The organism is Enterococcus sp. FDAARGOS_375 (genome assembly GCF_002393265.1).
GTDB classification, from domain to species: domain Bacteria; phylum Bacillota; class Bacilli; order Lactobacillales; family Enterococcaceae; genus Enterococcus_D; species Enterococcus_D innesii.
This window is the reverse complement of the sequence record NZ_CP023515.1, coordinates 1,246,537-1,269,877: the sequence shown is the minus strand read 5'-3', so window position 1 is coordinate 1,269,877 and position 23,341 is coordinate 1,246,537. Positions and strand designations below refer to the sequence as shown.

General features: G+C 41.3%; 23 protein-coding genes. 11 read left to right on the top strand and 12 right to left on the bottom strand.

The window, feature by feature from the left end; translation table 11 throughout:
• Window positions 1-3: 3 nt before the first annotated feature.
• Genes citC through CO692_RS07155 form a run of 5 tightly spaced genes read right to left on the bottom strand, consistent with a single transcriptional unit; the run spans window position 4 to window position 3,107 of the window.
• Window positions 4-999 carry a [citrate (pro-3S)-lyase] ligase gene (citC, locus tag CO692_RS07175; RefSeq protein ID WP_096741938.1) on the bottom strand — a complete coding sequence of 332 codons (996 nt, stop codon included), beginning with the start codon at window positions 997-999 and terminating at the stop codon, window positions 4-6.
• A gap of 12 nt (window positions 1,000-1,011) precedes the next feature.
• Window positions 1,012-1,137 carry an OadG-related small transporter subunit gene (locus CO692_RS18035; RefSeq protein ID WP_096741937.1) on the bottom strand — a complete coding sequence of 42 codons (126 nt, stop codon included), beginning with the start codon at window positions 1,135-1,137 and terminating at the stop codon, window positions 1,012-1,014.
• A gap of 24 nt (window positions 1,138-1,161) precedes the next feature.
• A complete protein-coding gene (locus CO692_RS07165) occupies window positions 1,162-2,277 on the bottom strand; it encodes a sodium ion-translocating decarboxylase subunit beta (RefSeq protein WP_096741936.1) in 1,116 nt (371 codons plus the stop codon).
• 23 nt (window positions 2,278-2,300) lie between these two features.
• Window positions 2,301-2,714 (bottom strand): acetyl-CoA carboxylase biotin carboxyl carrier protein subunit, encoded by a 414-nt coding sequence (locus tag CO692_RS07160; protein WP_081119349.1) that lies wholly within the window; start codon window positions 2,712-2,714, stop codon window positions 2,301-2,303.
• A 9-nt stretch (window positions 2,715-2,723) separates the two neighbouring features.
• Window positions 2,724-3,107 (bottom strand): hypothetical protein, encoded by a 384-nt coding sequence (locus CO692_RS07155; protein WP_096741935.1) that lies wholly within the window; start codon window positions 3,105-3,107, stop codon window positions 2,724-2,726.
• 396 nt (window positions 3,108-3,503) lie between these two features.
• Between CO692_RS07155 and CO692_RS07150 the strand changes: the two genes are divergently transcribed.
• From CO692_RS07150 to citG, 3 genes are all read left to right on the top strand, one after another.
• Window positions 3,504-4,850 carry a CitMHS family transporter gene (locus tag CO692_RS07150; protein WP_034872423.1) on the top strand — a complete coding sequence of 449 codons (1,347 nt, stop codon included), beginning with the start codon at window positions 3,504-3,506 and terminating at the stop codon, window positions 4,848-4,850.
• A 116-nt stretch (window positions 4,851-4,966) separates the two neighbouring features.
• On the top strand, window positions 4,967-5,662 hold the full coding sequence (locus CO692_RS07145) for a GntR family transcriptional regulator (protein WP_096741934.1): 696 nt from the start codon (window positions 4,967-4,969) through the stop codon (window positions 5,660-5,662).
• Window positions 5,655-6,518 carry a triphosphoribosyl-dephospho-CoA synthase CitG gene (citG, locus tag CO692_RS07140; protein ID WP_226818274.1) on the top strand — a complete coding sequence of 288 codons (864 nt, stop codon included), beginning with the start codon at window positions 5,655-5,657 and terminating at the stop codon, window positions 6,516-6,518. The genes CO692_RS07145 and citG overlap by 8 nt, the downstream gene beginning before the upstream one ends.
• Here the strand turns inward: citG and CO692_RS07135 are convergent.
• Window positions 6,495-7,211 carry a response regulator transcription factor gene (locus CO692_RS07135; protein WP_008381846.1) on the bottom strand — a complete coding sequence of 239 codons (717 nt, stop codon included), beginning with the start codon at window positions 7,209-7,211 and terminating at the stop codon, window positions 6,495-6,497. The two genes, citG and CO692_RS07135, sit on opposite strands and share 24 nt — an antisense overlap.
• Window positions 7,212-7,264: 53 nt before the next feature.
• Between CO692_RS07135 and CO692_RS07130 the strand changes: the two genes are divergently transcribed.
• A complete protein-coding gene (locus tag CO692_RS07130; RefSeq protein WP_096741932.1) occupies window positions 7,265-9,070 on the top strand; it encodes a sensor histidine kinase in 1,806 nt (601 codons plus the stop codon).
• Window positions 9,071-9,085: 15 nt separating this feature from the next.
• Here CO692_RS07130 and CO692_RS07125 read toward each other — a convergent pair whose 3' ends face one another.
• The gene (locus tag CO692_RS07125) at window positions 9,086-9,505 is read right to left on the bottom strand and encodes a phosphate-starvation-inducible PsiE family protein (protein WP_008381850.1); all 420 of its coding nucleotides are present in this window, start codon (window positions 9,503-9,505) and stop codon (window positions 9,086-9,088) included.
• 478 nt (window positions 9,506-9,983) lie between these two features.
• On the opposite strand from CO692_RS07125, the gene CO692_RS07120 reads away from it, so the two are divergent.
• Window positions 9,984-11,507, top strand: a complete 1,524-nt coding sequence (locus CO692_RS07120; protein ID WP_005233089.1) for a flavocytochrome c — start codon at window positions 9,984-9,986, stop codon at window positions 11,505-11,507.
• 277 nt (window positions 11,508-11,784) lie between these two features.
• On the top strand, window positions 11,785-13,167 hold the full coding sequence (locus tag CO692_RS07115) for a lytic polysaccharide monooxygenase (RefSeq protein WP_192940731.1): 1,383 nt from the start codon (window positions 11,785-11,787) through the stop codon (window positions 13,165-13,167).
• A gap of 180 nt (window positions 13,168-13,347) precedes the next feature.
• Here the strand turns inward: CO692_RS07115 and CO692_RS07105 are convergent, their stop codons facing one another.
• Entirely contained in the window at window positions 13,348-14,628 is a 1,281-nt protein-coding gene (locus CO692_RS07105) for a 2-hydroxycarboxylate transporter family protein (protein WP_096741929.1), read from the bottom strand.
• Window positions 14,629-14,641: 13 nt separating this feature from the next.
• On the bottom strand, window positions 14,642-16,264 hold the full coding sequence (locus tag CO692_RS07100; protein ID WP_264291241.1) for a malolactic enzyme: 1,623 nt from the start codon (window positions 16,262-16,264) through the stop codon (window positions 14,642-14,644).
• Between the two features lie 155 nt (window positions 16,265-16,419).
• On the opposite strand from CO692_RS07100, the gene CO692_RS07095 reads away from it, so the two are divergent.
• The 3 genes from CO692_RS07095 to CO692_RS07080 all read left to right on the top strand — a co-directional run bounded on the left by CO692_RS07095 (window position 16,420) and on the right by CO692_RS07080 (window position 19,756).
• Complete coding sequence (locus tag CO692_RS07095; RefSeq protein ID WP_096741927.1) at window positions 16,420-17,316, top strand: LysR family transcriptional regulator; 897 nt, start codon at window positions 16,420-16,422, stop codon at window positions 17,314-17,316.
• A 242-nt stretch (window positions 17,317-17,558) separates the two neighbouring features.
• Window positions 17,559-17,762, top strand: coding sequence for a hypothetical protein (locus tag CO692_RS07090; RefSeq protein WP_086338795.1), 204 nt, complete (start codon window positions 17,559-17,561; stop codon window positions 17,760-17,762).
• A 1,367-nt stretch (window positions 17,763-19,129) separates the two neighbouring features.
• Window positions 19,130-19,756: a helix-turn-helix domain-containing protein gene (locus tag CO692_RS07080; RefSeq protein WP_096741925.1), complete on the top strand. Its 627-nt coding sequence runs from the start codon at window positions 19,130-19,132 to the stop codon at window positions 19,754-19,756.
• A gap of 237 nt (window positions 19,757-19,993) precedes the next feature.
• Here CO692_RS07080 and CO692_RS07075 read toward each other — a convergent pair whose 3' ends face one another.
• Window positions 19,994-20,569, bottom strand: a complete 576-nt coding sequence (locus CO692_RS07075) for a hypothetical protein (protein ID WP_096741924.1) — start codon at window positions 20,567-20,569, stop codon at window positions 19,994-19,996.
• 165 nt (window positions 20,570-20,734) lie between these two features.
• On the opposite strand from CO692_RS07075, the gene CO692_RS07070 reads away from it, so the two are divergent.
• Both CO692_RS07070 and CO692_RS17900 read left to right on the top strand, forming a co-directional pair.
• Window positions 20,735-21,403 (top strand): hypothetical protein, encoded by a 669-nt coding sequence (locus CO692_RS07070; RefSeq protein ID WP_226818272.1) that lies wholly within the window; start codon window positions 20,735-20,737, stop codon window positions 21,401-21,403.
• Window positions 21,404-21,418: 15 nt separating this feature from the next.
• Window positions 21,419-21,637, top strand: coding sequence for a hypothetical protein (locus tag CO692_RS17900; RefSeq protein WP_226818270.1), 219 nt, complete (start codon window positions 21,419-21,421; stop codon window positions 21,635-21,637).
• A 575-nt stretch (window positions 21,638-22,212) separates the two neighbouring features.
• Here CO692_RS17900 and CO692_RS07060 read toward each other — a convergent pair.
• Both CO692_RS07060 and CO692_RS07055 read right to left on the bottom strand, forming a co-directional pair.
• Window positions 22,213-22,638: a hypothetical protein gene (locus CO692_RS07060; RefSeq protein WP_096741923.1), complete on the bottom strand. Its 426-nt coding sequence runs from the start codon at window positions 22,636-22,638 to the stop codon at window positions 22,213-22,215.
• A 13-nt stretch (window positions 22,639-22,651) separates the two neighbouring features.
• A complete protein-coding gene (locus tag CO692_RS07055) occupies window positions 22,652-23,125 on the bottom strand; it encodes a hypothetical protein (protein WP_096741922.1) in 474 nt (157 codons plus the stop codon).
• Window positions 23,126-23,341: the final 216 nt, after the last annotated feature.

Genomic DNA, 23,341 nt, shown 5'->3' with positions numbered 1-23,341 from the left:
CCTCTAAATATAGTTATGCTGCATTAAAAATGAGAACGTTGTTTCTGGCAAAAATTGCTGCAAAGAAGGTATATCTTTTTCTGCAATCGCTTTCCGAACGTTTGTAGCCGAAACGGTTGATTGGTTGATCTTCAGACGGTCGATCACGATCAGTTCAAGCTCGGGAGAAAAAACGGCAGCCATTGCCTCATTGTAGAGTTGGGTCACGGGTGAGTAAGGCTCTGAGCCTACAAAACGCGTGGTGATCGCCAACAGCGGGGCAATTTTTTCTTTGAAGAGGGTTGCATCAAAGGCGGCTTGTTTTTTGGCAATCGCCTCAGGTGCTTGCTCTTTTAAGAAATAACTGGGAAAGACCGCTGAAGAGACGAGATAGTTGTTGGTCGGCAGCACCGTTACATTTGGCAGATGAGCCACACCATCCGTCACCATCTGCAGCCGTTCGCTGGCAGAAAATTGCGAGCGGTCTTCTGATAAAACGAACACATAAACCTGTTCTTTTTGACTCGCAGCCGTTTCGACTAAGTACAAATGTCCTTTGGTAAAAGGATTAGCGTTCATGACGATCGCGCCGTTGTTTTGTCCAATTCGCTGCCGTTGCAGTTGTTGGGCATAGCTTTCATAAGAAGGAACGCCTTGTTCCATGAACAAGATGTCTTGCGCTGCCAGCACTTCACGAAACCCGAGAGAGTCAAAAAACAGACGATTTTTCGGTGCTGTATAGACGAAGGACTTGGTATAGCCCTCGTCTTTGATATGATCGCTCAGGTGCGAAATCAATTGCGTCAACAGCTGTTCGGAGCGTTTTTTTTCACAGACCACCACATACTTGATGATATTGGCATAGCAAGAAGCAGTAGCAATCAAGGTTTGCTGGTCAAAAATGCCGACGGTATAGGCAACTTCTTCACCGACGGCTAAGCCAGCACGGGTGATCAATTTTTGCCATTGCAAAAAGACTTCCGGATCTTTTTGCAGCCAGATTCTTTTTAGGGTATACATACAATGCCTTCTTTATTTTTTTACTGGGAAGAGCTTCGACAAAAGCAAGGATGCGAAGTAGATGATCAGGATCACGACAAAGACGCCGCCCCAACCGAATAACAACAATTCAAATGAAGTCAGTAAATCTTGATTCATAGTTTTCCTCTCCTTTCTAGTGACCTAAGCAATCAGTGCCAGCAGTAAGCCACCGGCGATGACCGAAGCAATCTGTCCTGAAACATTGGCACCGGCTGCATGCATCAAGATAAAGTTTTGCGGATCTTCATCTGTCGCCATTTTTTGGATGACCCGACTAGACATTGGAAACGCAGAGATACCAGCGGCACCGATCATTGGATTGATTTTTTCTTTACGGAACAAGTTCAGCACTTTCGCAAACAACACGCCGCCGACCGAGTCCATCACGAAGGCAACCAGCCCTAAACCAATAACCATCAATGTATCGACTTGTAAGAATTCTTCATATTGCATTTTCACAGAAATTGATAAACCTAGGAGGATACTAATGATATTCACCAGTTCATTTTGAGCAGTGATGGACAAACGATCCAAGACACCACATTCCCGTAAGAGATTTCCAAACATCAAAAATCCAACCAGTGGCAATGAAACAGGCGCAATCAACCCTGCTACGATCGAGATCACGATTGGGAACAAAATTTTGGCCGTTTGCGAAACTTCTCCGGCACGATACGTCATACGGATTTTTCGTTCATGCTTGGTCGTTACTGCTTTGATGGCTACCGGTTGAATGATCGGTACTAGCGCCATGTAAGAGTAAGCTGCCACCATGATCGCACCCATATATTTCGAGTTCAGCGTATTTGCGACAAAAATCGACGTTGGTCCGTCAGCGGCACCGATGATCCCGATGGAAGCTGCGTCGTTTAAATCAAAGCCAAGCAGCACGGCAACGATGATCGTAAAGAAGATCCCGAATTGTGCAGCAGCGCCAAACAACAGAAGAAATGGATTTTGCAGCAATGGACCGAAGTCGATCATCGCACCAATCCCGATAAACAAAAGCAAAGGGAACAATTCAGTTGAGATCCCCATATCAAACAATACTTGGAACGGGCCAGCTTCTCCACCAGCACTTAACACACCTGAGTTCGGGAAGTTCACTAACAACGTGCCCAATCCCATAGGGACTAACAAGGTTGGTTCATATTCTTTCTTGATCCCCAAATACATCAATAGACCACCGATGAACATCATAACGATCCGTCCCGGCTCTGATCCTAACCCGACTACACCTTCAATTAACGTTTCCACTACGTCACTTCCTTTTCAATAAATTAGCCGATCGTAATCAGCAGTTCTCCTGGGTTGACCATATCGCCCGCATTGACTGCAATGGCAACCACGGTTCCGGCTTTTGGTGCCACGATCTCATTTTCCATCTTCATGGCTTCTAAAATCATCAATGACTGATTTTCTTGTACAGTATCACCTACATTGACCAAGAGACGTAAAATCGTTCCCGGCATCGGAGAATGAATCGGCTCGCCGTCAGCAGGGAGCGTAGCTGGCGCTGGCTGTGGTGCGGCTTCTGGTTCTGGTGTGCTGACTGGCTCTGGTTGAGCAGGTACCGCTGCGGGAGCCGGTGTTGGCACTGCTGGGGCAGGAGCGGTAGTTTGCGGCGCACCGATTTCTTCCATTTCGACAAGATATTCTTGCCCATCGATTGCTATTTTAAATTTACGTAACATGTTTTTCCCTCACTTGTTTTCATTTTTTTTGGCTATTTTTTTGATTGTGAACTGAGAATCAGGCAGCTCTCCGGCGGCAATACTGTCGGCTATCAGGGTTACTCGCTTAAATTCAGGATTGCGCTTCTCAATTCTACGAATGACAAACTGACTTTCAGGGTAACACTCGGCACCTAGTGCGGCGGCTATCAGACTGACTAGTGGATAATCTTCTGCTGGCGCCGGCTGATAGCTCGACATTTCTTGCCAAACAGATGCGGGTGGATCCGCTATCATTTCCCTTGGCTTCAGAGGAGGACTGACAGGCGCATCTGGTTCATCATGCGTTTTTTTGAACAATCTTTTAATAAGATTCATGGGCTTCTCCTTTCTCAATGATTCGTTCTCTTTCATTATAGAAACTCCTGTTCAATCAGCGAGAATTATTTCAGCTCAAAATTGTTTTTTCAGTGTTCCTTTTTTGAGAAAAGAGCGAAAAACCGAGATAAACGTTGTTTTATCAAGGTTTTTCTTGCGTTAATATTCTGTTAAGAACTTTTTAAACGAAAAATAAGATTTGAAAAGAGAAATTGTTTTTTTGCTGTTCTTTTTGTAAACGGGTCTTTTTTTCTAATTCTTGATTGTTTATTCTTAGACGTGTAAAGCATTCAATAACATTATTTCCTTTAAGAAAAGAAAAATTTTCACAAACTAGTGGCGCTTGTCACTAATAAATTACGGGCCTGTAATTTTTTTAAAAATGTTTTTTGATAACGCTTACACATTTCGATGCATGAAAGGAAGAAGAAAATGTTCTTAACAATTTTGTCCTATGCCATGATTATTGTCTTCATGTTTGTCATCATGAAGAAAAAAATGTCACCCTTTACATCCTTAGTAATTATCCCATTACTATTTACCCTCGTTGCGATGGTTGCCGGTGTTTCCGAAAAAGGCAACATCGGAGATTTTGTTCTTGAGGGAATCTCCACTACAGCCAACACAGGGATTATGTTGCTGTTTGCGATTTTGTACTTTTCCATTATGTTGGATGCCGGTTTATTTGATCCAATAACGAAAAAAATGATTTATTTTGCCAAAGGCGATCCGATGAAAGTCTTGATGGCAACGGCAGTCGTTGCCGCTGCAGTCTCTTTGAACGGTGATGGAACGACCACTACCTTGATCTGCTGTTCTGCGTTTATTCCCATCTACAAGAAGCTGAATATGAAAATGATGAACCTTGGTGTCTTGATCATTTTGCAAAACACCATCATGAACTTATTGCCATGGGGCGGACCGACTGCTCGGGCAATGGCGGTGTTGGAAGTTGATGCGGATATTCTTTCTTATTTGTTGCCAGGAATGATTTTGTCTCTGTTATATGTTATTTTCTTCGTAGCTCGCAGAATGGGGATCCAAGAACGGAAACGTTTAGGGGTTACGGAACTGACGAACGATGAGATTTTAGAAATGACGACTGTGACTGATCCTGATACATTAGCGATCCGTCGTCCGAAAAACTTTGTCTTCAATGGTATCTTAACGATCGTCTTGATTGGCTGGTTAGTAGCAAGCTCCTTTATTTCTAGTATCGCTTTACCACCAATCTTGTTATTCCTTGTAGGTACTTGTATCGCATTGATGGTCAACTACCCAATTTTGAAAGATCAATCGTCACGGATCGGTGCCAACGGCGGCGACGCTGTGCAAGTAGTAATTTTAGTTTTTGCAGCGGGCGTCTTCATGGGCTTGTTCCAAGGCTCCGGGATGGCTACTGCCTTAGCGAATAGTTTCACGCAAATTATTCCTAAACAATTGGCCGGTTTCTGGGGGTTAGTTATCGCCCTGATTTCCGCACCAGGAACCTTCTTTATTTCCAATGACGGGTTTTACTTTGGGGTCCTGCCGGTCTTAGCAGAAGCAGGTCGCTCGTATGGCTTCACCAATATGCAGATGGCCTTGGCGTCCTTAATGGGCCAAGCATTCCACTTGTTAAGTCCATTGGTTGCCTTCATCTACTTGCTCTTGCGCTTGACGGGCTTAGATATGGGGCAATGGCAAAAAGAAGCGGCGAAATACGCACTGGGAATTTTCGTGATCTTCGTCGTTACGATCGTACTATTAGGCCACATGCCGTTTTATATTCCACAGTAATTTCATACAGAAACTATCGAGCAGGCTGCCATTTTGCTCGGTAGTTTTCCTTGTTTATCGATATATCTATTTTTTCCCAAAAATCTCATTTGTTTTTAGTATGATAGGAGTAAATCATGAATCCAATTATTGATGCAGTAAATAAAAATCTGGATCTGACCAAAAATAAACCATTAAAAGATTTGATCTATGAAGCGTTCAAAAAAACCATCATTTTAGGAGACATTCCCGCAGGCTCTCGCATCAATGAGAAAGAATTTTCCGATACGCTAAATATCAGCCGGACCCCGATACGTTACGCCATGACTCAGCTGGTGGCTGAAAAACTGGTGGAACACGTACCAAAAATCGGCATCGTCGTAAAAGGGATCAGTATCAAAGATGCCTATGAGATTTACGATATCCGCAAATCATTGGATACGTTGGCGACCAATAAAGCGATGGACTTGATGAGTGAGGAAGATTTCCGGGAGATGCGCTGCTTGTTAGAACATGGCGAACAGCTGAATCGTGAGGATGACGTGGATGGGGTCTTGAAAAACTTTTCTGACTTCAATGCGTTTATTTACGAAAAAAGCCAGATGCTACGGTTAAAAAGTATCGTGCTGGATCTGCAAGCGTACCTCGTGTATTTTCGTGATATTGCGATTCGCTCTTCTAGAAGAAGGGATGCAGCATTGGCGGAACATTGGCTGATTTATCGCGGCATGAGAACCAATGACACGGAACAGATCACGTTGTTGACCCATGAACATTTGGATCACTCCCTGCAATTTATTCTTGCTGAAATGGAGCGAAGAAAAATTGACTGATTCCCGTCTTTTTACCGCCAGCAACTATGCAGTCAATGCGCTGCATTATGAGGTAGCGTTAGCACCCAAGCCTGGTTTAGTAGATCCTTGCTCCTCTGGTGCGCATCAGGACATGAATGTGTTTACCTTTATCAATAGTATCACTTGTTTGGCGCCGTTTTTTCAGCGCTATAGCCAAGCCGGTTTTGCCCATACAGGTTCGCTGATCCAGCTGTTTTACCAGTTACGAGGCATCGGTCAAACAGCAGAAGAAGCAATGCTTCAGGCAACCAAAGGCATCAATACCCACAAGGGGGCGAATTTTTCCTTTGCGATTTTGTTGGGGGCAACAGGAGTCTATTATCAACAAAATGGCAAGGCGGAGCTGACGGCTGAAGATACCAATCAGATCCTGCAGCTTGCCGCTGATATCTGCCAGCATTTGGTCAAGCAAGACCTGCAGCAAATCGCCCACAAAGACCAGTTGTCTTACGGAGAAAAAAATTATTTGACCTACGGCACGATAGGGATTCGTGGGGAAGCTGCAGCTGGGTATCCAACGGTCAAAAAACTGCTGGAGTACTTGCGGCAGCAACCACAAAAAACCTCCGTTTCCTTGCTGCGCGGGTTGGTCTATCTAATGAGTGAAACCGAAGACAGCAACCTCGTCCACCGAGGCGGCTACGAGGCGATGAAGACCGTGCAGCAGGAGATGCAAAAAATTCACCAAGCCAATCTGTCGGATACAGACTTGCTTCGTGAATTAACGACCTATGATCAAGTATTGATTGCACGCCATTTGAGTCCCGGCGGCTCGGCGGATCTTTTAGCCTTGGCCCTTTATTTCTTGCAGCTAGAAGGCGTCTCCTTCTGGTAAAAAGGTATAGCCGATCCCCCAAACGGTTTTCAAAAAACGGGCTTGCTTCGGCTCATCTTCAATTTTGTTTCGCAGATGATTGATAAAAACCATCACGGTATTGGCATCGAATTGACCATCTTGCCAAACATTGCTGTAAATCTGTTCTTTCGAGAAGACTTGATCCGGATTTTCCATGAAAAAGCGCATCAGCATGATTTCTTTTGAAGACAACTTGATGGGCTGGTCATTTTTGAAAAACTGATAGCGTTTTTGGTCAAAACGAAACATGCCGCTGCACAGATCCCCTTCCGGTTTGGCGATCCCTTTTTCTCGCAGCACGTTGCGGCGATCAAGAATCGAAACGATTTGTGCTTTTAAGAGTGCCGGTGAAAAAGGCTTCGTAATGTAGTGATCAGCGCCAATCTCATAGCCGTTGATCATATCTTTTTCGTCACTTTTACCGCTCAAAAAGACGATCGGCACCGTGGGGTTTTCTTCTCGAATCAGTTGTGCCAAATGATAGCCGTCATTTTCATGCTCCAAACTGATATCCAGTAAAAAAAGATCAAAGCTGACACGAGAATTGATCGCAATCGTTTTTTCAACGGAATCAGTCTGGTAGATCAAAATACCCGTCGATTGTAAAGATTTCCAAATTAGCCGCCGAATGGCAGGGTCATCATCAACGATTAAAATTTTTTCATCTCGCAAAATATCCGCCTCCTGTATCAATAGTATTATAGTAAATAGGAAAGGGGTTTACAATGAAACCGCCATCAAAGTTTTGGCTGTATTTAAGCGTGGTCGCTACCTTATTCATTACATTGATTGGACTTATTTTTACCTTTACAAGTTATAAAAGCGCACAAAGACAAGCTGAAACTGTCGGGTTGCGGCAGTTAGAAACGGTCAACCAAGCGGCGATCAAGCTGATCAGCCGTAGTATCGAATCGTACCACATGGCTCTTGCCAATTATGCCGATGACCACCTCGAGGGCGCCGCCTTGGCTGACTTGCAGCGGCCCTTAACGTTACCAGTGATCAATTCCGCGAACAATGCCATGGTCGGATTGTTTTTGATCGACCAACAAGGTCAGGTCATCGCCCAAAATACCGCAACGGCGGTCAATAAACCAGAAGACCCGCCGGTGCAAGAATTGTTATTCAAAGACCCATCCTTAGACAAAGTATTGGCAGGACGGCAAGTACAAAATGGGCAAGTCTATTTTGATGGCAAGCAGGCCTATTTAAATGTGTATCAGTCCCTAACCCTTGACGACAAAGAAGCGGTTCTTGTGATGCCTTTGAATCTGCAGCGCATGTATCATCATGAATTTACCACCGATCGCAATGTCTCCGGCTATACGATGGTCAAAAACGCCGATATGCGGATCGTTATGCACCCATCGGACGAACAAATTGGTTTTTCCATCGTTGAGAGCCGCAAAAAAGAATTTCCAGAGCTGGATTTCACCGATCTTGAGCGCTTGGAGCAAGAACAAATCGACAATGAAGCAGGCACCTCTGTCTATTATTCTTATTGGTGGAATGAAGAAACATTGCAAAAAGTACTGAAATTGGCTGCTTATCAATGGATCACCATCGGCGACAGTCGGCTGATCGTCGCTAGCAATGCCGATTTTTTGGAGCAAAGCGGTCTCTTTTTACAAGACAACTTGATTTTGATCGGCCTACTGGGTTTGTTGTTTGTCATTATGATTTTATTGACGGTCCTGATCAAAAACTACATGAAACGCAATCAAGCCTATGTCGAAAACCAAGCATTGAAAGAACGACAACGGCTACTAAAAGAAAAGCACGAAATCGAAAAAAACATTTTGCAAGAATCAAAACTGGAAACCATTGGCTTGCTAACGACCTCAATCGTCCATGACCTAAACAACTTTTTGACGCCTATGATTGGTCATCTGCAATTACTGATCGAGGAAAACCAACACGATGAAGTCTTAGTGGAGGACTTGCAAGAAGTCTGCAAAGCGGCGGAAAAAGTCAAAGAGTTAGCCAGCAATGTGCTGCGTTTTTCGAAACTCGAAAGTGCCGATAAAACTGTGCAGTCGATCGCTACTACCTTGACAGAAGCTATCGATACTATGCGCTCGCTATTGCCAAAAGCCTTTTCCCTTACGTATGATATCCAAGAAGCAGGATATGCCGTCTACGAGAAAATCGATCTGCAAGTGATCATTTACAATTTGTTGATGAATGTGTACCAAGCAAATGCCGATTGCAGTATTCGATTGAGTCGCACTTCGACAACAACCGCCACCTTTCCGTTTCGTAAGCAAGCATTCCCAGCGCAACAGGAATTTGCTTTGATCGAAATTGCCGACAACGGTCCCGGCATACCAGAAGCGATCCAAGAAAAAATCTTTACCCGTTTCTTCACGACCAAGAGTGCCACTGGTGGTACTGGTCTAGGACTCTTTACTGTCTCTTCGATCGTGGAAAAAAACGACTGGTTGATCGATGTTACGAGTACGCCTAAAGGAACCACCTTTTATATTGGTATTCCTCTAACTGATCCCGAAAAAGCCACTGAAACCAACTGATCCGATGGGGTGGTTTCAGTGGTCTTTTTCTTGGGCATGCTGGAAGGCATTGATTTTTTGCAGGACTAGTAAGACGAGTACCAAAACAAAGATCGCTAAAGCAAAAAATAGGGCATCGTTCGCCATGCCTTGCGTCAACAATAGCTCGCGCAAAATCGCAGTAATACTGATCAAAATCAAGTAACGGACGGGAATATGGTGTCCGTCCTTCATATACCGCAGCAACATCAAAATGATTTCTAACAAAATGAATAACGTGGCAATTTCTTCAATCAAAAAGGACAGGTGGGGCGCTTCGCTTAAAGGAAAGAGCGTCGTGCTGATCATAAAAATCGCTTTTCCCATAAAAATCAAGACGACAACGACTAAGATCGCTAACATGCTATCAATACAGATACTAATCACTCGCTCGAACATCCGGGTCAATTTTTCCATTTGCCACTCCATTTCTGCTTTTTCTTTTATTATACAAAAGAAGGTGCAGGACAAAGGGAAAAGAACAGTGAAAGAACAATCGCGGCCATATCTTTTTACCCGCGAGCTTAACGGTCATTCTATGGGCATGTCTTTTGTGATAGCTTTCAATAGCAGAAAGTAGTGAGGAAAATATAATATCTTTTTTCAAAAAAATTAGGAAATAATGAGAATCAATAGTTAAAATATACACAAATTATTACGAGACACTTAGTTTCTTTTTTTGTTACAATGGTTAAATAAAATAGAATGCTGTTGAAATGTTGCTTAAACAATGTTTTTATCGCTATCGAATAGAAAAATAGTCCGATCGCAAGATATTTACCATTGTTAATAAAGTAACAAGTTGGGCAGAGTTCGCAAGAAAGATGCTTCTTTTCTCATCATATATGACGGGGATCAGTGAGGAGAAAAGAGCAAGAAAAACGGAGGGAAACAAATGAAAAAAAGTGGATGGTCAAAATGGGTGATTGGGGCAGCCTCATTATTGTTGCTTAGTGCATGTGGTGCCGATGGCGGAACAAAAGCCAGCAGCAGTGCGGCAAGCTCTTCTTCAGAAAGTGAAGTCACTTCAGGTGCTTCCCAACAAGAGTATACCGATCCAGCAGAGTTAAAAGATCAATATGATATCGTCATCGTTGGTGCTGGCGGTGCAGGGATGGCAGCCGCCTTGTCGGCTAAAGATGCTGGAATGAATCCAGTCATTTTAGAAAAAATGCCGATCGCAGGCGGAAATACCTTAAAATCTTCTGGCGGAATGAACGCATCAGAAACCAAATTCCAAGAAGCCCAAGGCATTGAAGATTCCAATGAACAATTTTTTGAAGATACCCTTAAAGGTGGTAAAGGAACCAACGATCAAGAATTGCTGCATTATTTAGTAGACAACTCTGCTTCAGCGATTGATTGGTTGGATTCAATGGGGATCACTTTAGACAATATCAGTTACAGTGGCGGTGCCAGTGTGAAACGGATCCATCGTCCTCATGACGGTTCAGCAGTCGGTACGTATTTGGTGGATGGCCTATTGAGAAACATTCATGAGCAAGAAATTCCTTTGTTTGTAAATGCTGATGTGACAAAAATCAATGAAACAGACGGCAAAGTCACTGGCGTCAACGTGAAAATCAATGGCGAAGAAAAAGAAATCGCTGGTGATGCAGTGGTTGTTACTACTGGTGGTTTTGGCTCCAACAAAGAACTGATCGAAAAATACCGTCCAGATCTGAAAGGCTATGTCAGCACGACTTCTGAAGGAAGTACAGGCGATGGTATCAAGATGATCGAAGAATTAGGCGGCGCAACGGTTGATATGGATCAAATCCAAGTCCATCCAACAGTGGTTCAAGATACAGGTATGTTGATCAGTGAAACCGTTCGTGGAGAAGGCGCCATTTTGGTGAACCAACAAGGAGAACGTTTCTACAATGAATTAGAAACCCGCGACAATGTTTCAGCTGCCATCACAGATCTGCCAGAAAGCTATGCCTACTTGATTTTTGACAATGCGTTAGCAGGTAGAGCCAAACAAGTCGATTACTACAAAGAACAAGGTGTAGTGGTAGAAGCTGACACCATCGAAGCGTTAGCTGAAAAAATCGATGTTGATCCAGCAACCTTGAAGAAAACTTTAGATACATGGAACCAAGCAGTGGCAGACAAAGCCGACAAAGATTTCGGTCGTGAAACTGCGATGGACTATGATTTGACGGAAGGACCATTCTATGCGATTCAAATTGCACCTGGGATCCACCATACAATGGGCGGCGTCAAGATCAATACGAAGACCCAAGTGTTGAAAGAAGATGGCACACCAATCACTGGCTTGTATGCAGCAGGTGAAGTGACCGGCGGTATCCACGGACAAAATCGAATCGGCGGCAATGCTGTAGCCGACATTATGGTCTTTGGTCGCCAAGCAGGCGCGCAATCCTCTGACTATGTGAAAGAAAACGGGAAATAAGCGGCTGTTTTTTCCTGAAAAAGATCGTCTATAAAGAAAGAAACTTGGAACGAATCCTCTTAAGTGATTAGGAGGAGAATCGTTTCAAGTTTTTTTGTATTTCTAACTGAAAGGACGGGAAACTAGTCATTATAATCTTATAATGATTTGATAATTTATAATTCACATATAAACAAAATGTTTTTGTCAGTAGGGTTTGCTTTTCAATGAATCGGAATCAAGGAATAAGCTGATAGGTCTGGTTTATTCGATGATAAAAAATTTTAGGAGGCAGAGTATGAAAAACGCATTGGTAAAATGGTCGGTCGGGGTGGCAATCTTACTTGGAGGGACCTTGTTCTTCACGGGAAAACAAGTATTTGCTCATGGTTATGTGGAATCACCCGTCAGTCGGGGCTATCAAGGGTCTTTGGATCGCAATACGTTAGGGTGGAGCGCTGCGTTTGAGAAATATGGCAATGTCATTTCAAACCCACAATCATTGGAAACCAAAAAAGGCTTTCCAGAAGCAGGACCAGTAGATGGTCGTATCGCTTCAGCAGATGGTGGACTCGGACAAATCGGGGACTTTGTTCTTGATGAACAAGGAACTAATCGTTGGACCAAACAAGACATCAATCAAGGACCATTGCGGGTCAATTGGCATTATACAGCGCCGCATAAGACCACAAAATGGCATTACTATATCACGAAACCAGGTTGGGATCAAAACACGCCACTTTCAAGAGATAGCTTGGAATTGATCGCTACTGTGAATCACGATGGTTCGGCTGCCAGCAATAGTCCAAGCCATACCATTACCATTCCAGAAAATCGTCTTGGTTACCATGTCATTTTAGCGGTCTGGGATGTTGCCGATACGCCAAATGCCTTTTATAACGTGATCGACGTCAACGTTTCCGGTTCAACAGTCATTCCTAAAAAACCAGCAGCACCGGCAAATGTCCGCTCAGAACGAGTGACTAGCAGCACGGTGGCTTTAGCATGGAACGGTCAAACCGATGCGAAAGAATACAACGTGTATCGTGATGGTGCCTTAGTGGCAACGACTACTGAGCCAACCTTTACCGACACGCAATTAAAAGCCAACACAACCTATAGCTATCAAGTAGAAGCTGTCGGCTTTACGGCGTTAGTTTCAGAAAAAAGTGCTGCAGTGAAAGTGACTACCGCAGCAGACAATCAAGTCGAAACCCCTTCGACACCAGGCAACCTGCACCAAATGAGCGTGACAGACAGCAGCGTGTCCTTAATGTGGCAAGCATCGACTCATACAAATGGGATCGCTGGATATGACGTTTACCGCAATGGCGTCAAAATCGCTACAGCCACAGGAACAACCTATGAAGACACGAATCTAGCAGCGGATACAACCTACAATTACCAAATCAAAGCAATCAGCAAAACGGGCGAACAATCCGCCTTTAGTAACCAGTTGAGCGTGAAAACCAATGCCGAAGAAGAAACGGAAACACCAGGAGGCGGGGAGTCAGAATACCGTGTGTGGAAACTAGGTACTTTCTCTGCACCAGAAGTGTATACAAGCGGTGGAATCGTGAGCCATAAAGGCAGCAACTATGTCGTGATCAACACCCACTCAAATTACGGGGACACAACATGGTCTCCTGATCAAGCACCAACCTTGTTTAAGAAGCTGTAACCCTTGAATGAATCAGTAACGCAAGAGCAGTGCGGTGGCACTGCTCTTTTTGGCTCTTTTATGAGGAAATGATTGAACCTTTGTTTGATTCGTGCAACCAATTGGACGAATTCGTTTGAGGAATGCAAAAACAGGTGCTGCTATGCATCATGCGTAGCAGCACCTGTTTTTTGTTCTTGATCAAGAATAGAAGAAACGGATCAAGATCCCACCTAAAATCAGCACGATTGCACCGCATAAACGGTTGGCCATTTGGGCAAAAGCAATCATTTCCATTCTATCAGAGGCAGACAATACAGCGATATTACCTGTTCCCCCCATCGAGTTGTTGATCATACCGGCGCCAATTGCGGTTTCAACGGGATACATCCCTAATACCATCCCGAAGAACCAGCTGGCAGCCCCCATAGATACGACACTGGTTAGGCAAAGCACGACAAATTGCCAAGTAAAGGCAGAGGCCAGTGTTGACAGATCGATCAATGCCAAACCAATCCCCGCCAAAACCGCGTGGGTCAAATTCGTCATTACAACATTGTTGAACATCACCACAGAATCTTCGAGTTTCTTAGGGACAATGTTCAAGGCTTTTAGAATAAAGACAATCACGATCATAAAGGCATACTCGTGAATTTTAGGGAAAAAGTCGCTTAAAATCGCACCAACGACCAACAGTGAGAAGGAAAAGAGCATCCCGACCCCGATTTGTTGGGCATCAAGTGTTATTTTTGGTTTTTCTAAATCTTCTTTCGTGGCATTGATCAGGGTGCCATGGCCATTGTATTTGGTTTTAGCAAAGGCCTTTGCGATAAATAAAGCACCAATAATGGCAAGAATATTCCCGAAAGTAACTGCTGGCGCTAATTGAGAAAAGATGGCGGCTTGATTACCGTTTGCCAAGCCATCAGCATAAATTTGTGAAAGTGGGGTGATTCCCGCACCCATCCCGCCAGACATCATTGGTAGAGACACATACATCACCGAATCAGCAAAGCCATTGCCTAGCAGCATACCGACAAGGCCGACGGAGAAAAAACCTACTACCATGGTGATCAAAGCAACGGGAATGAATTTCGTAGAAGCTTTCACCAACAAATTACGGTTCATACCTAAAATCGAGCCGCAAATTAAAGCGGCAATATAGAAATCAAGAAAGCCAAAACCGCCCCCCATGAAGTCACTGACCGCGTCAATGACTTTCGTGGGTACGAGATGGAAGGAGGCTAAAAGAGTGGCACCAAGCAGGGTAAAAACTGACCCACCGCCAAGATAAGAATTCATGATCGGGAGTTTTTCCCCAATGAAATACAGCAGGTGTCCTAAGGCAACCAATAAAATGGTGATCCCAACCATGTTTAATGGCAATTTGTCTAAGGCAATCGCACTGAATATGACAACCATGAAAAAGAGATACAAGGGAAGACTAATTCCCGAAATCGTCATCGTTTTTAATTTATTCATTTTTCAGACCTTCCTAGTATGTTGGATACCATTTAAGATTTTGGACAGCTTTTGCCATATCGGTTTCTTGTGCTTGGGCTAGTCCTTGTTCTTTGGCTTTATTGGCAACTGCTTCAGCCACTTTGATAGAAACGTCCGCAACGTATTCAAATGGTGGAAGAACAGGTGCACCGGGTTGGCTCAAATCAACCAAACCACTTAATGAGTGAGCAGCGGCACCAATCATTTCGTCGGTCAAGAGAGAGGCTTCTGAAGCCAACATACCTAACCCTAGACCAGGATAGATCAAGGCGTTGTTTGCTTGACCGATTTGGTAGTCGACTCCTTTGTATTGGATCGTTCCTGAAGGGACACCGGTTGCCACAAAGGCTTTTCCATCAGACCATTCGATCACTTGTTCAGCCGTTGCTTCTAATTTTTTGGTTGGATTCGAGATAGGGAAAATCACTGGACGAGCAGTGTTTTCACACATCGCTTCCACAACTTCTTTGGTAAAGGCACCCGCATTGGTTGAGGTACCGACCAAAATCGTTGGTTTTGCGACTTTAATGACATTGATCAATTGCGTCATATCGCCAGCATTGGCAAAGTCAGCCCGTTTTTTAGCAAATGGTTTTTGTGCAGGAGTCAAATCGGACATATCATCAAACAAAAGCCCTTGTTTGTCAACCATAAAGAAATGATTGTAGGCTTCTTCTTCTGAAAGCCCTTCGCTGACCATTTCCGCGTGGACTCGACTGGCAATCCCGGCACCAGCGGAACCACCGCCATAACATAAGTAGACTTGATCCGTTAATTTTTCACCTGTAATATCCAGTGCACCGAAGATACCGCCCAGTACAACGATTCCCGTTCCTTGGATATCATCATTGAAAGTTGGAATTGTTTGTTTGTATTTGTCCAAAATCGTTGCAGCATTTGAACGGCCAAAGTCTTCCCAATGCAAGTAAAGTTTAGGGAACAATGATTCTGCCGTTTGAACAAATTGATCGATGAATTGGTAATAGGCATCACCGTAGACACGTTCTTGCCGATTGCCTAGATACAAATGATCCTCTAACAATTCTTTACGGTTGGTCCCAGCATCGATCACGATTGGTAAAACAGAAGCAGGGTCGATCCCAGCAGCTGCTGTATAAATCATCAATTTACCGACAGAAATATCGACACCTTGGACACCCCAGTCACCAATCCCAAGAATTCCTTCAGCGTCAGTGGCTACGATCAAGCGAATGTCTCGATCGCCAGCGGCATTTTTCAACGTTTCTTCGATATTCTCTGGATGATTGATATCTAAGTACGCTGCATATTGAGGATCAACGAATAGGCGGCTGTAATTTTCAATGGTGTCAGCAATCGTTGGATCGTAGACGATCGGATTGAATTCAACGATATGTTGGTTGAACAAATAGTAGAACAATGTCCGATTGGTATTAAAGATCTCCATTAAAAAGTGACGTTTTTCAATGTCGGATTCTTTGGTGACATATTGTAAATAGGCTTGTTCTGCTTGTTCTTCGATCGTTTGTACGTGTGGGGGCAATAAACCGATCAGCCCTAGTTCTTTTCGTTCTTCTTGTGTAAACGCGGTTCCTTTGTTTAAAAATGGGTTATTTAAAATTTCATGTGCTTTCATTATGTTCCTCCAATAGGTGTATTTTGAGTACTCGTTCATTTCCATTAGCTACTTTAATCCTCGGACAGAATTATAGTCAACTATCGGTGGTATAATAAAAATTATTTATAACAAAACCGATGCGAGCTTGAATCGGCTAAGGGAGAAATCAGACGATGAATATACGAGATTTAGAATACTTTAACGCTTTGGCAGAGATGCTTTCTTTTACGCAAGTGGCGCATAAATTTGCTGTCAGTCAACCAACCGTCAGCTATGCTATCAAACGCTTGGAAGAGAATTATGGCTGTGATTTGATCGCTCGAGAAGCCTCTCATCGCTCCATTTCATTGACCACGGAAGGAGAAATTTTGAAGGCTCATGCACAGTATATCTTAGATGAATTTGTGACCTTGGACCGAGCCATCGACCATGCCAAAAACAACCGGACCCACATCGGTTTGCCGCCGATCATTCGTTCCAAAGTCTTTTCAAAACTCTTAGATGAAAAAGAGATCATCCGCTTTATTTCGAATTTCCACTTAGTATCTGGGGGATCCAATGAATTGCTTTCAAAACTATTATCAGGAAAAATCGATTTTAGCTTGCTGGGTAGTGTCAATCCCCTCGTCCACCCGAATCTGCAGGTGAAGTTGCTGCACCAACAAGAGTTTTTTATCTTTGTGTCAAAAGAAAACCCATTGGCAGAAAAAAAGGAAATCTCATTCGAAGAAGCTGCCGAATATCCCTTTATCCTATTGGAAAAAGGCTATACCCACATGCGCGCCTTTCAGAATTTAAGTGAGAAATCAAAAAAGAAGCCCGAAGTCCCCTTTTATTTTTCAGACGTCCAGACGATTGGTCAGTTGGTCAGTTCCAATATCGGCATTACCTTGATGACGGAATTTCCCGTGTTTCAAGAAATGGAAGGCTTAGTGAAAATACCGCTGGTTCCTGAAGATAAGGAAATTTTTTATATTCAATATGCCTACTTAAAGAGTGCGATGTTGAATCAAGAGGTCCAAAAGTTGATTAGGATCTTGGATGAGCTGTCTTGGGAGGAGGAAGGGTGAGGAATGGGGATCTCTTGAGGTAAGGTCAGAGAAAAATGGTGTCGGTATGTGTTCTTGAGGTAAGAAAAATCTTTCAAAGTAGATAAAACGAGTGAATGGTTCCTTTATTTTAGCCCTTTTTATCGCATGAATAAACGCTAAAAACCTTGATAAATATCGGTTTTTAGCGTGGGTTTTGGTATAATAAGGATACAGTAAAGTTTGTGACGGTGGCGCTTTTTTTGAAAGTGAGGTGGTGCATTATGAATGTACTATCGAAATCTGAAGAAAGGAGCAGTCTTTTGCAAGGTGTAGATATAATCGGCATTTTGTTAGCAATAGCGCCTGTTTTATTAGCCTTTATTGGTTTAATCGAAGCATGTGTGAAACTAGCAGATACGATTATAAACACTCGTTCTTCTAAGCGTAAAAGCAAGAAGAAACGAAAAAAGAGTGCAAAAAAATAACCGTCCTCTTTAGCCAGGCGACGATTATTTTTTTAAAAAGTAATTAAATCTGGCCACCGTCTTAAGCGGTGCTGTAGGGGGGTTGTTCGCGCAACTCCTCTTTACACAGTAATTATAGCAAGATTTCGGTGAGATATCAATCATTGACGCTATAGACGTGCTTTGCACGTCTATTTTTTTGTCCTCCTAAGTGGTGGGGAGCAACGATTGGTCGCTTTGGCGTATCACTTGTTTACCAATCAAGATTTCTATGGATTCGAAGATGGTAAGAGGTACAATAATTCTCTGTTAGAAGTATTTTCTGGTGTTGATGAAGCTGGTTACCAGTTGATCAAGAAAGTGATTTATCGTAGACTACAGTTTTATTCATTAGTCTTAATTATTGTGTTCAGAAACACGTAACAAAATCTAAGTTCAGTTATTCAGTCGGTATTAAGTTAGGGTAAAATTTATGATGAAATCGATCAGCCTATAAATCAAAAAGATTACCAAAATACTGACCTTTTATTTTCAAGGGATTACTAAAATAGATAACCATATTGTGCAAAAGCAAAAAAGATAGATCGAAGAGGCTGGTGGAAAAATCGAATCTTTAGAAGAGTGGGTCCCTCTCATGAAAAGATGGGGGGCAACAAATAGAAAGACGAATACGGTAGAATAGCATGTTTTCAGGGATGTAACATGATAATTGCGTGTCTGTTTTGTCGAACACAATGTATAATCCTACTTGACTGATATAGTAATCAGAAAAAATCGGAGATGATCATTGTGAAGAAAATTATTTTAGGGATTGCAGCTGTTCTATCTTTATTAATGGGGTGTAGCAGCTTCAGCTGAAGAATCAGAGATTTGGGTTTCTGAGGGAATTGAAATTATTAGTGATGTTGAAACGGATGCCGATTTAAGCGATCACCCAATTGAAAATATTGGCATAACTATCCCTGGGTTGACTAGAGGAGCTAATGTGCCAAGTAGCAATTGGAACATAGCCTCCAAAGGTAAATATTCCCTTAGTGGAAGTAGTGATCGAGGGGGATACGTGTATTCTTCTTATACATTCAAAGGAAAAACTTCTTATACCGTATCGATTAGTAATACAGGAAAAAATGTTATAGATATAAAGTGTAAAAATAGTAGTACAACGTATATTTCTTTTTCTGTCAAAGCAGGGAAAAGCCGGTCAGTAACCTGGAATGGAATTAAATCTAGTACAACTTGGTATGCTCAATTTTATAATGGTAACTTGATAAACAATTCTTACTCGTTTACAGGTACAATAAAATAATTAGAGCAATTTATGTTTTACAAAATCAATTGTTAAATGGCAATTGCTAAACAAACGAACCCTTGGAGGATAAACTTTATTTATGGAAATCGGAAAAATGTTACGCCAAAAGAGAACTGATTTAAATTTAACACAAGAAGATATTGCGAAGCAGTTTAATGTTACACGTCAAACTGTTTCTCGCTGGGAAAATGAATTATCATACCCTAATATAGATACTCTTGTAGAACTTAGCATTTTTTTTGAATTTTCCTTAGATGAAATTTTACGAGGTGATTCTGTAATGGTAAAAGATTTCGCACAAAAGGTTAATATGTCAAAAAAATACAAAGGATGGAAAATAGCGACACTTTGTTTAACCTTATTAATTTCTATATTTGTTTTAAACTATTTTTCTCCCTCAATGGATATTGGTAAAGACGATGTAGATTCTGTTACTGTTACTAAATCAAAGGATCACACTAATGTTGAGGTTCAATTGAATCTCAATGCATTTGAACAACCTGAAGTCTGGGAATATTATCCGGATCTAGAGGATGGAAAGGGGATTATTGAAGTCTCGAAAAGGATACAGCTACAAGCTATTTTTAATCCAAAGAAGAGAGTGAATTTAGAAATTCCTAATGATTTTCTATCTGATAAGCAAACTATCAAAATTAAAAACACGAATTATACCATCGATTTAGAAACAGGAACTGTAACTAACTAATTCTCTCGTTGAGGATTACTTAACGAACATATAGTGCACGTGAGAGTATCCAGGTAATGTCAACCTATGAAAATCTTCCCCTTATTTAATAGAGTGTATTGTAAACCCAAAGGTTGTTTTACCCACAAAATAAAGAGTGTCCAGAGTTATTATCTGGGCACTCTTTATTTTGATCAACTTAATATTATAAATTTAACATCTGATCTAATAAACTATGCTAGGACGGGAGATACTAGTCTATTTTACCTCTATCGATTGTTCGTAAAAATCTGAATCACTTTCAATATAGTTAGTTATATTATCCAAATCATTTTTTATATCAGTAATAATCTTCTGATCATTACTCATTACGAAAACACCTAACTTGTTTTTTTCTTCAGAACTGTAGGGGATGAATGCAACATATTTTTGATCAGCCGTAAAAGTACTAGTATCAGATAATTCTTCACTACCTGAAGCCGACAATGAGACTTCAAATTTATTGTTTTGAGTGGTAAAAATCAATTCTAATTCTCTGCTTTGGGAGTTATTTACAAATTCCGAAGTAACTATTTCTGTCGCTTCTTCAGTCTTTAGATTAGTAGACATGATATGAATGGATTGCCCCGCTTTTTGTTCTACTTTAAACCTTGCGTTATCGCCATCAGTTCTCATACTATCGATGCTATCTCCCGTAGGATTAGTAGCAGAATCACTTGTAGCACTTACTTCGATACTGGAACTACTCGTTTCGTTATTGTTATTTCTGGAAGTACATCCCCCTATAGCCACAAGTACTAGTAATGCTGAAATACTTAAACTGATTTTTTTCATTATAAATCCCTCCTTGTTTTATAATATAAATCTTATTTATTCTATTATATAGGGTGAAATTCCAAATATGCAAACAAATAAATTTTGTGTTTTTAAAATCGAATAAAAACTTTTAAATGTATTTGAAGTGAAAAGATATTTTTTGATTACAATCAAATTAGTTTGATGGATATATTTGGAGGTAATCATGAAACAAATCGTTCTTGCGTTTTCCGTTTTGTTGGTCGCGTATTTTTGTTGTCAGATAAAGGTGCAGCTAGTCAAATTGAGAGAACTGACGAAATTAATTTTTCAGTTCAAAATATTGATACTGGGGATTACGCAAATGAAAATGTTGAGATACTAACTAATAAAACGTATGAAGTACCTTCTTTAAGATCACGTATGATCACTGATGGCAATGTTAGCGAAGAAAAGAGCTACGTTTCTGAGTTTGAGATTGAGTTTACTCCTGAAGATGAAACTATCGGCGATATGATCAAACCATTTGCTAGTAATGATAATGAAACAAATTCAACCGGAGCTGTGAAAGCACTCGCAAGAATTACTTATACAAAATCTGGAGACAACATTAAAGTAACTAGCGCTTCTTCCAGATTTACATTGACCAGTTCCTTTGCAAGTGTTTTAAGCAGAAACTTAAAAGTTCAACAGGGTTTTACCAATGCCTTAGAAAGAACGCCTACTTCTAATTCATTAACCACGTATAATACTGGATGGGGATATGTTTACAATTATGGTGGAGCTGCTACTGCAAAAACTACGGTATCAGGAACAGTAACAATGTCTGGAATGGCTAGCTATAGAGTTTCTGCAACAGCCTCTAGATTATAAAAAAGGAGAACACAAATGAAAAAAATACTTATCACTCTTATCGGATTTGTCTCATTAACAATGTTGTTTGGAAATACTTTACAGGCTAAAGCCGATTCTCTAGCAACTATTCCTACAGTTGAGGCAAAGATTACTTCCGCTGAAGGTGTTGTCGGAGAAGGAAGTACGCAAACAAAAGTTATCGAACATAAGGAATTAACTTATTTAAGTAAATTTTCAATAGTTCCTGCATAAGTATGAGACTACTATAGAAGTCGACTATTACTTTACTCCTGATGAATCTGATAATACTAATATTTCCCCATTATCTACTAATACTGGTTCAGCTAATAATGGTGTTGCGAAATCGAGTATAACGTTGACCTATTGGATTTCTGGTAATACTATCAAGGTTGAAAAATGTCATGGATCCTGGAGCAAAGCTTCTACCGCATCAATTATCGTCTCCGATCGTTATGTAACTTATAGAGGACCAAATGTTCAACAGACTGCATGGAAATATCCTACTAGCAATACCTTCTCTTATAATACTGGATGGGATATGCTTCCCAAAATACAGCTGGAAATGGACGTGCATACATGCCTGCTTATACCAGTATTAGTGGTATGGGAAGATTATTCTTGGAAGCAGCACTAAACCTGTAATTGCTTGAAAAATATTTGATTATAATAATAAATATCCCTCGCCAGATTCACTTTATTGGCGAGGGAATTTGGGTGTCCAAAATATACATATAAAAATTTGAGTTTTGGTCCTTATTTTTTGGAAGGCGTATCTAATTAACTTATGTCACGCCCCCATTTTCATTTTACCAATTATATTTTGTTGTTAGTGTTACAGTGTTGTAGCCTGATTTTTTAAACTGATGATACCCTAAAGATTTAGGGCTAGTGTGCAGTATACCAAACGTTGCTTGAGCGCTTCCATATTTGCTATTTTTTACTGTATTCTGATCGCTGTTTATGAGTTTTTTTCCAGATGTATAAGACTCACATTTCGACCAGATAGAATCTTGTTTTTGACTAGCAGTTGAAGTAGCCACAAAAACTAGATTAGATTTTGATAGATTTCCTTTTACTGAAATAGAAGAGCGTGTGCGTGCGTTCGACATTGTTGCTTCGTTTGAGTCAACAACTTCAAGTAGATTTCCTTGTTCGCTTGCAAGAGATGTCGTTGGGGCAGTGAGTGCTATGGTACTTAGAAAGAGTGTAAAAAGCATAATTTTTTTCTTCATTACTTATTCTCCTTTATTGATTTGCTCTAACTTCATGAGTGACTGTTGAATAGCCTGACTTTTTAAATGTCGAATTTGCATAGGTATAGTTTTTTGAAACACTTACTGGTGCATGATTTGTTTTAACAGAATTATAGGCTGTTTTTGTTTTAGTAGAGGACTTATCATTTTTCAGTACACCGTTTGAATTGTAAAGTCGTGATCGTACAAAGATACTGTCCATCATTTTAGCAGCTTCTCCAGTTGCAGAGGACGCTGCACTTATTGGAGCGAGTGTGTAATGGATTGTAGCAGTAGTAGTACACTTGATGGAAGCCCGTGAAACTCCACCAGCCATGGAGCTGGAATCACTATTCGAGACGACTACTTCTTCTAGAATTGGTTCTTCTTGAATATTTCCACCTTCTTCAGAGGCGTATGCAAAACCTGGTAGTGTCGTGAGTGGTAAGAGGCTCAGTACCCCCATTTTATATAGTGCTTTTTTCATTATGATGACCTTCTTTCTTTTTATTTTCAAAGTTACCCTTCAAGATGAAAATAATAAATAATACTGCTTTCACGAAAGAGAAACTGTGATTTACTGTATCCAAAGGAACCTCTTTTGCTAACAATAACTGGAAAATAAATGGCACAACTATTGGCGAGATTATGACGCATATACAATATATGAAATATGCGAAAATTAAGTTATTTACAAGATTTG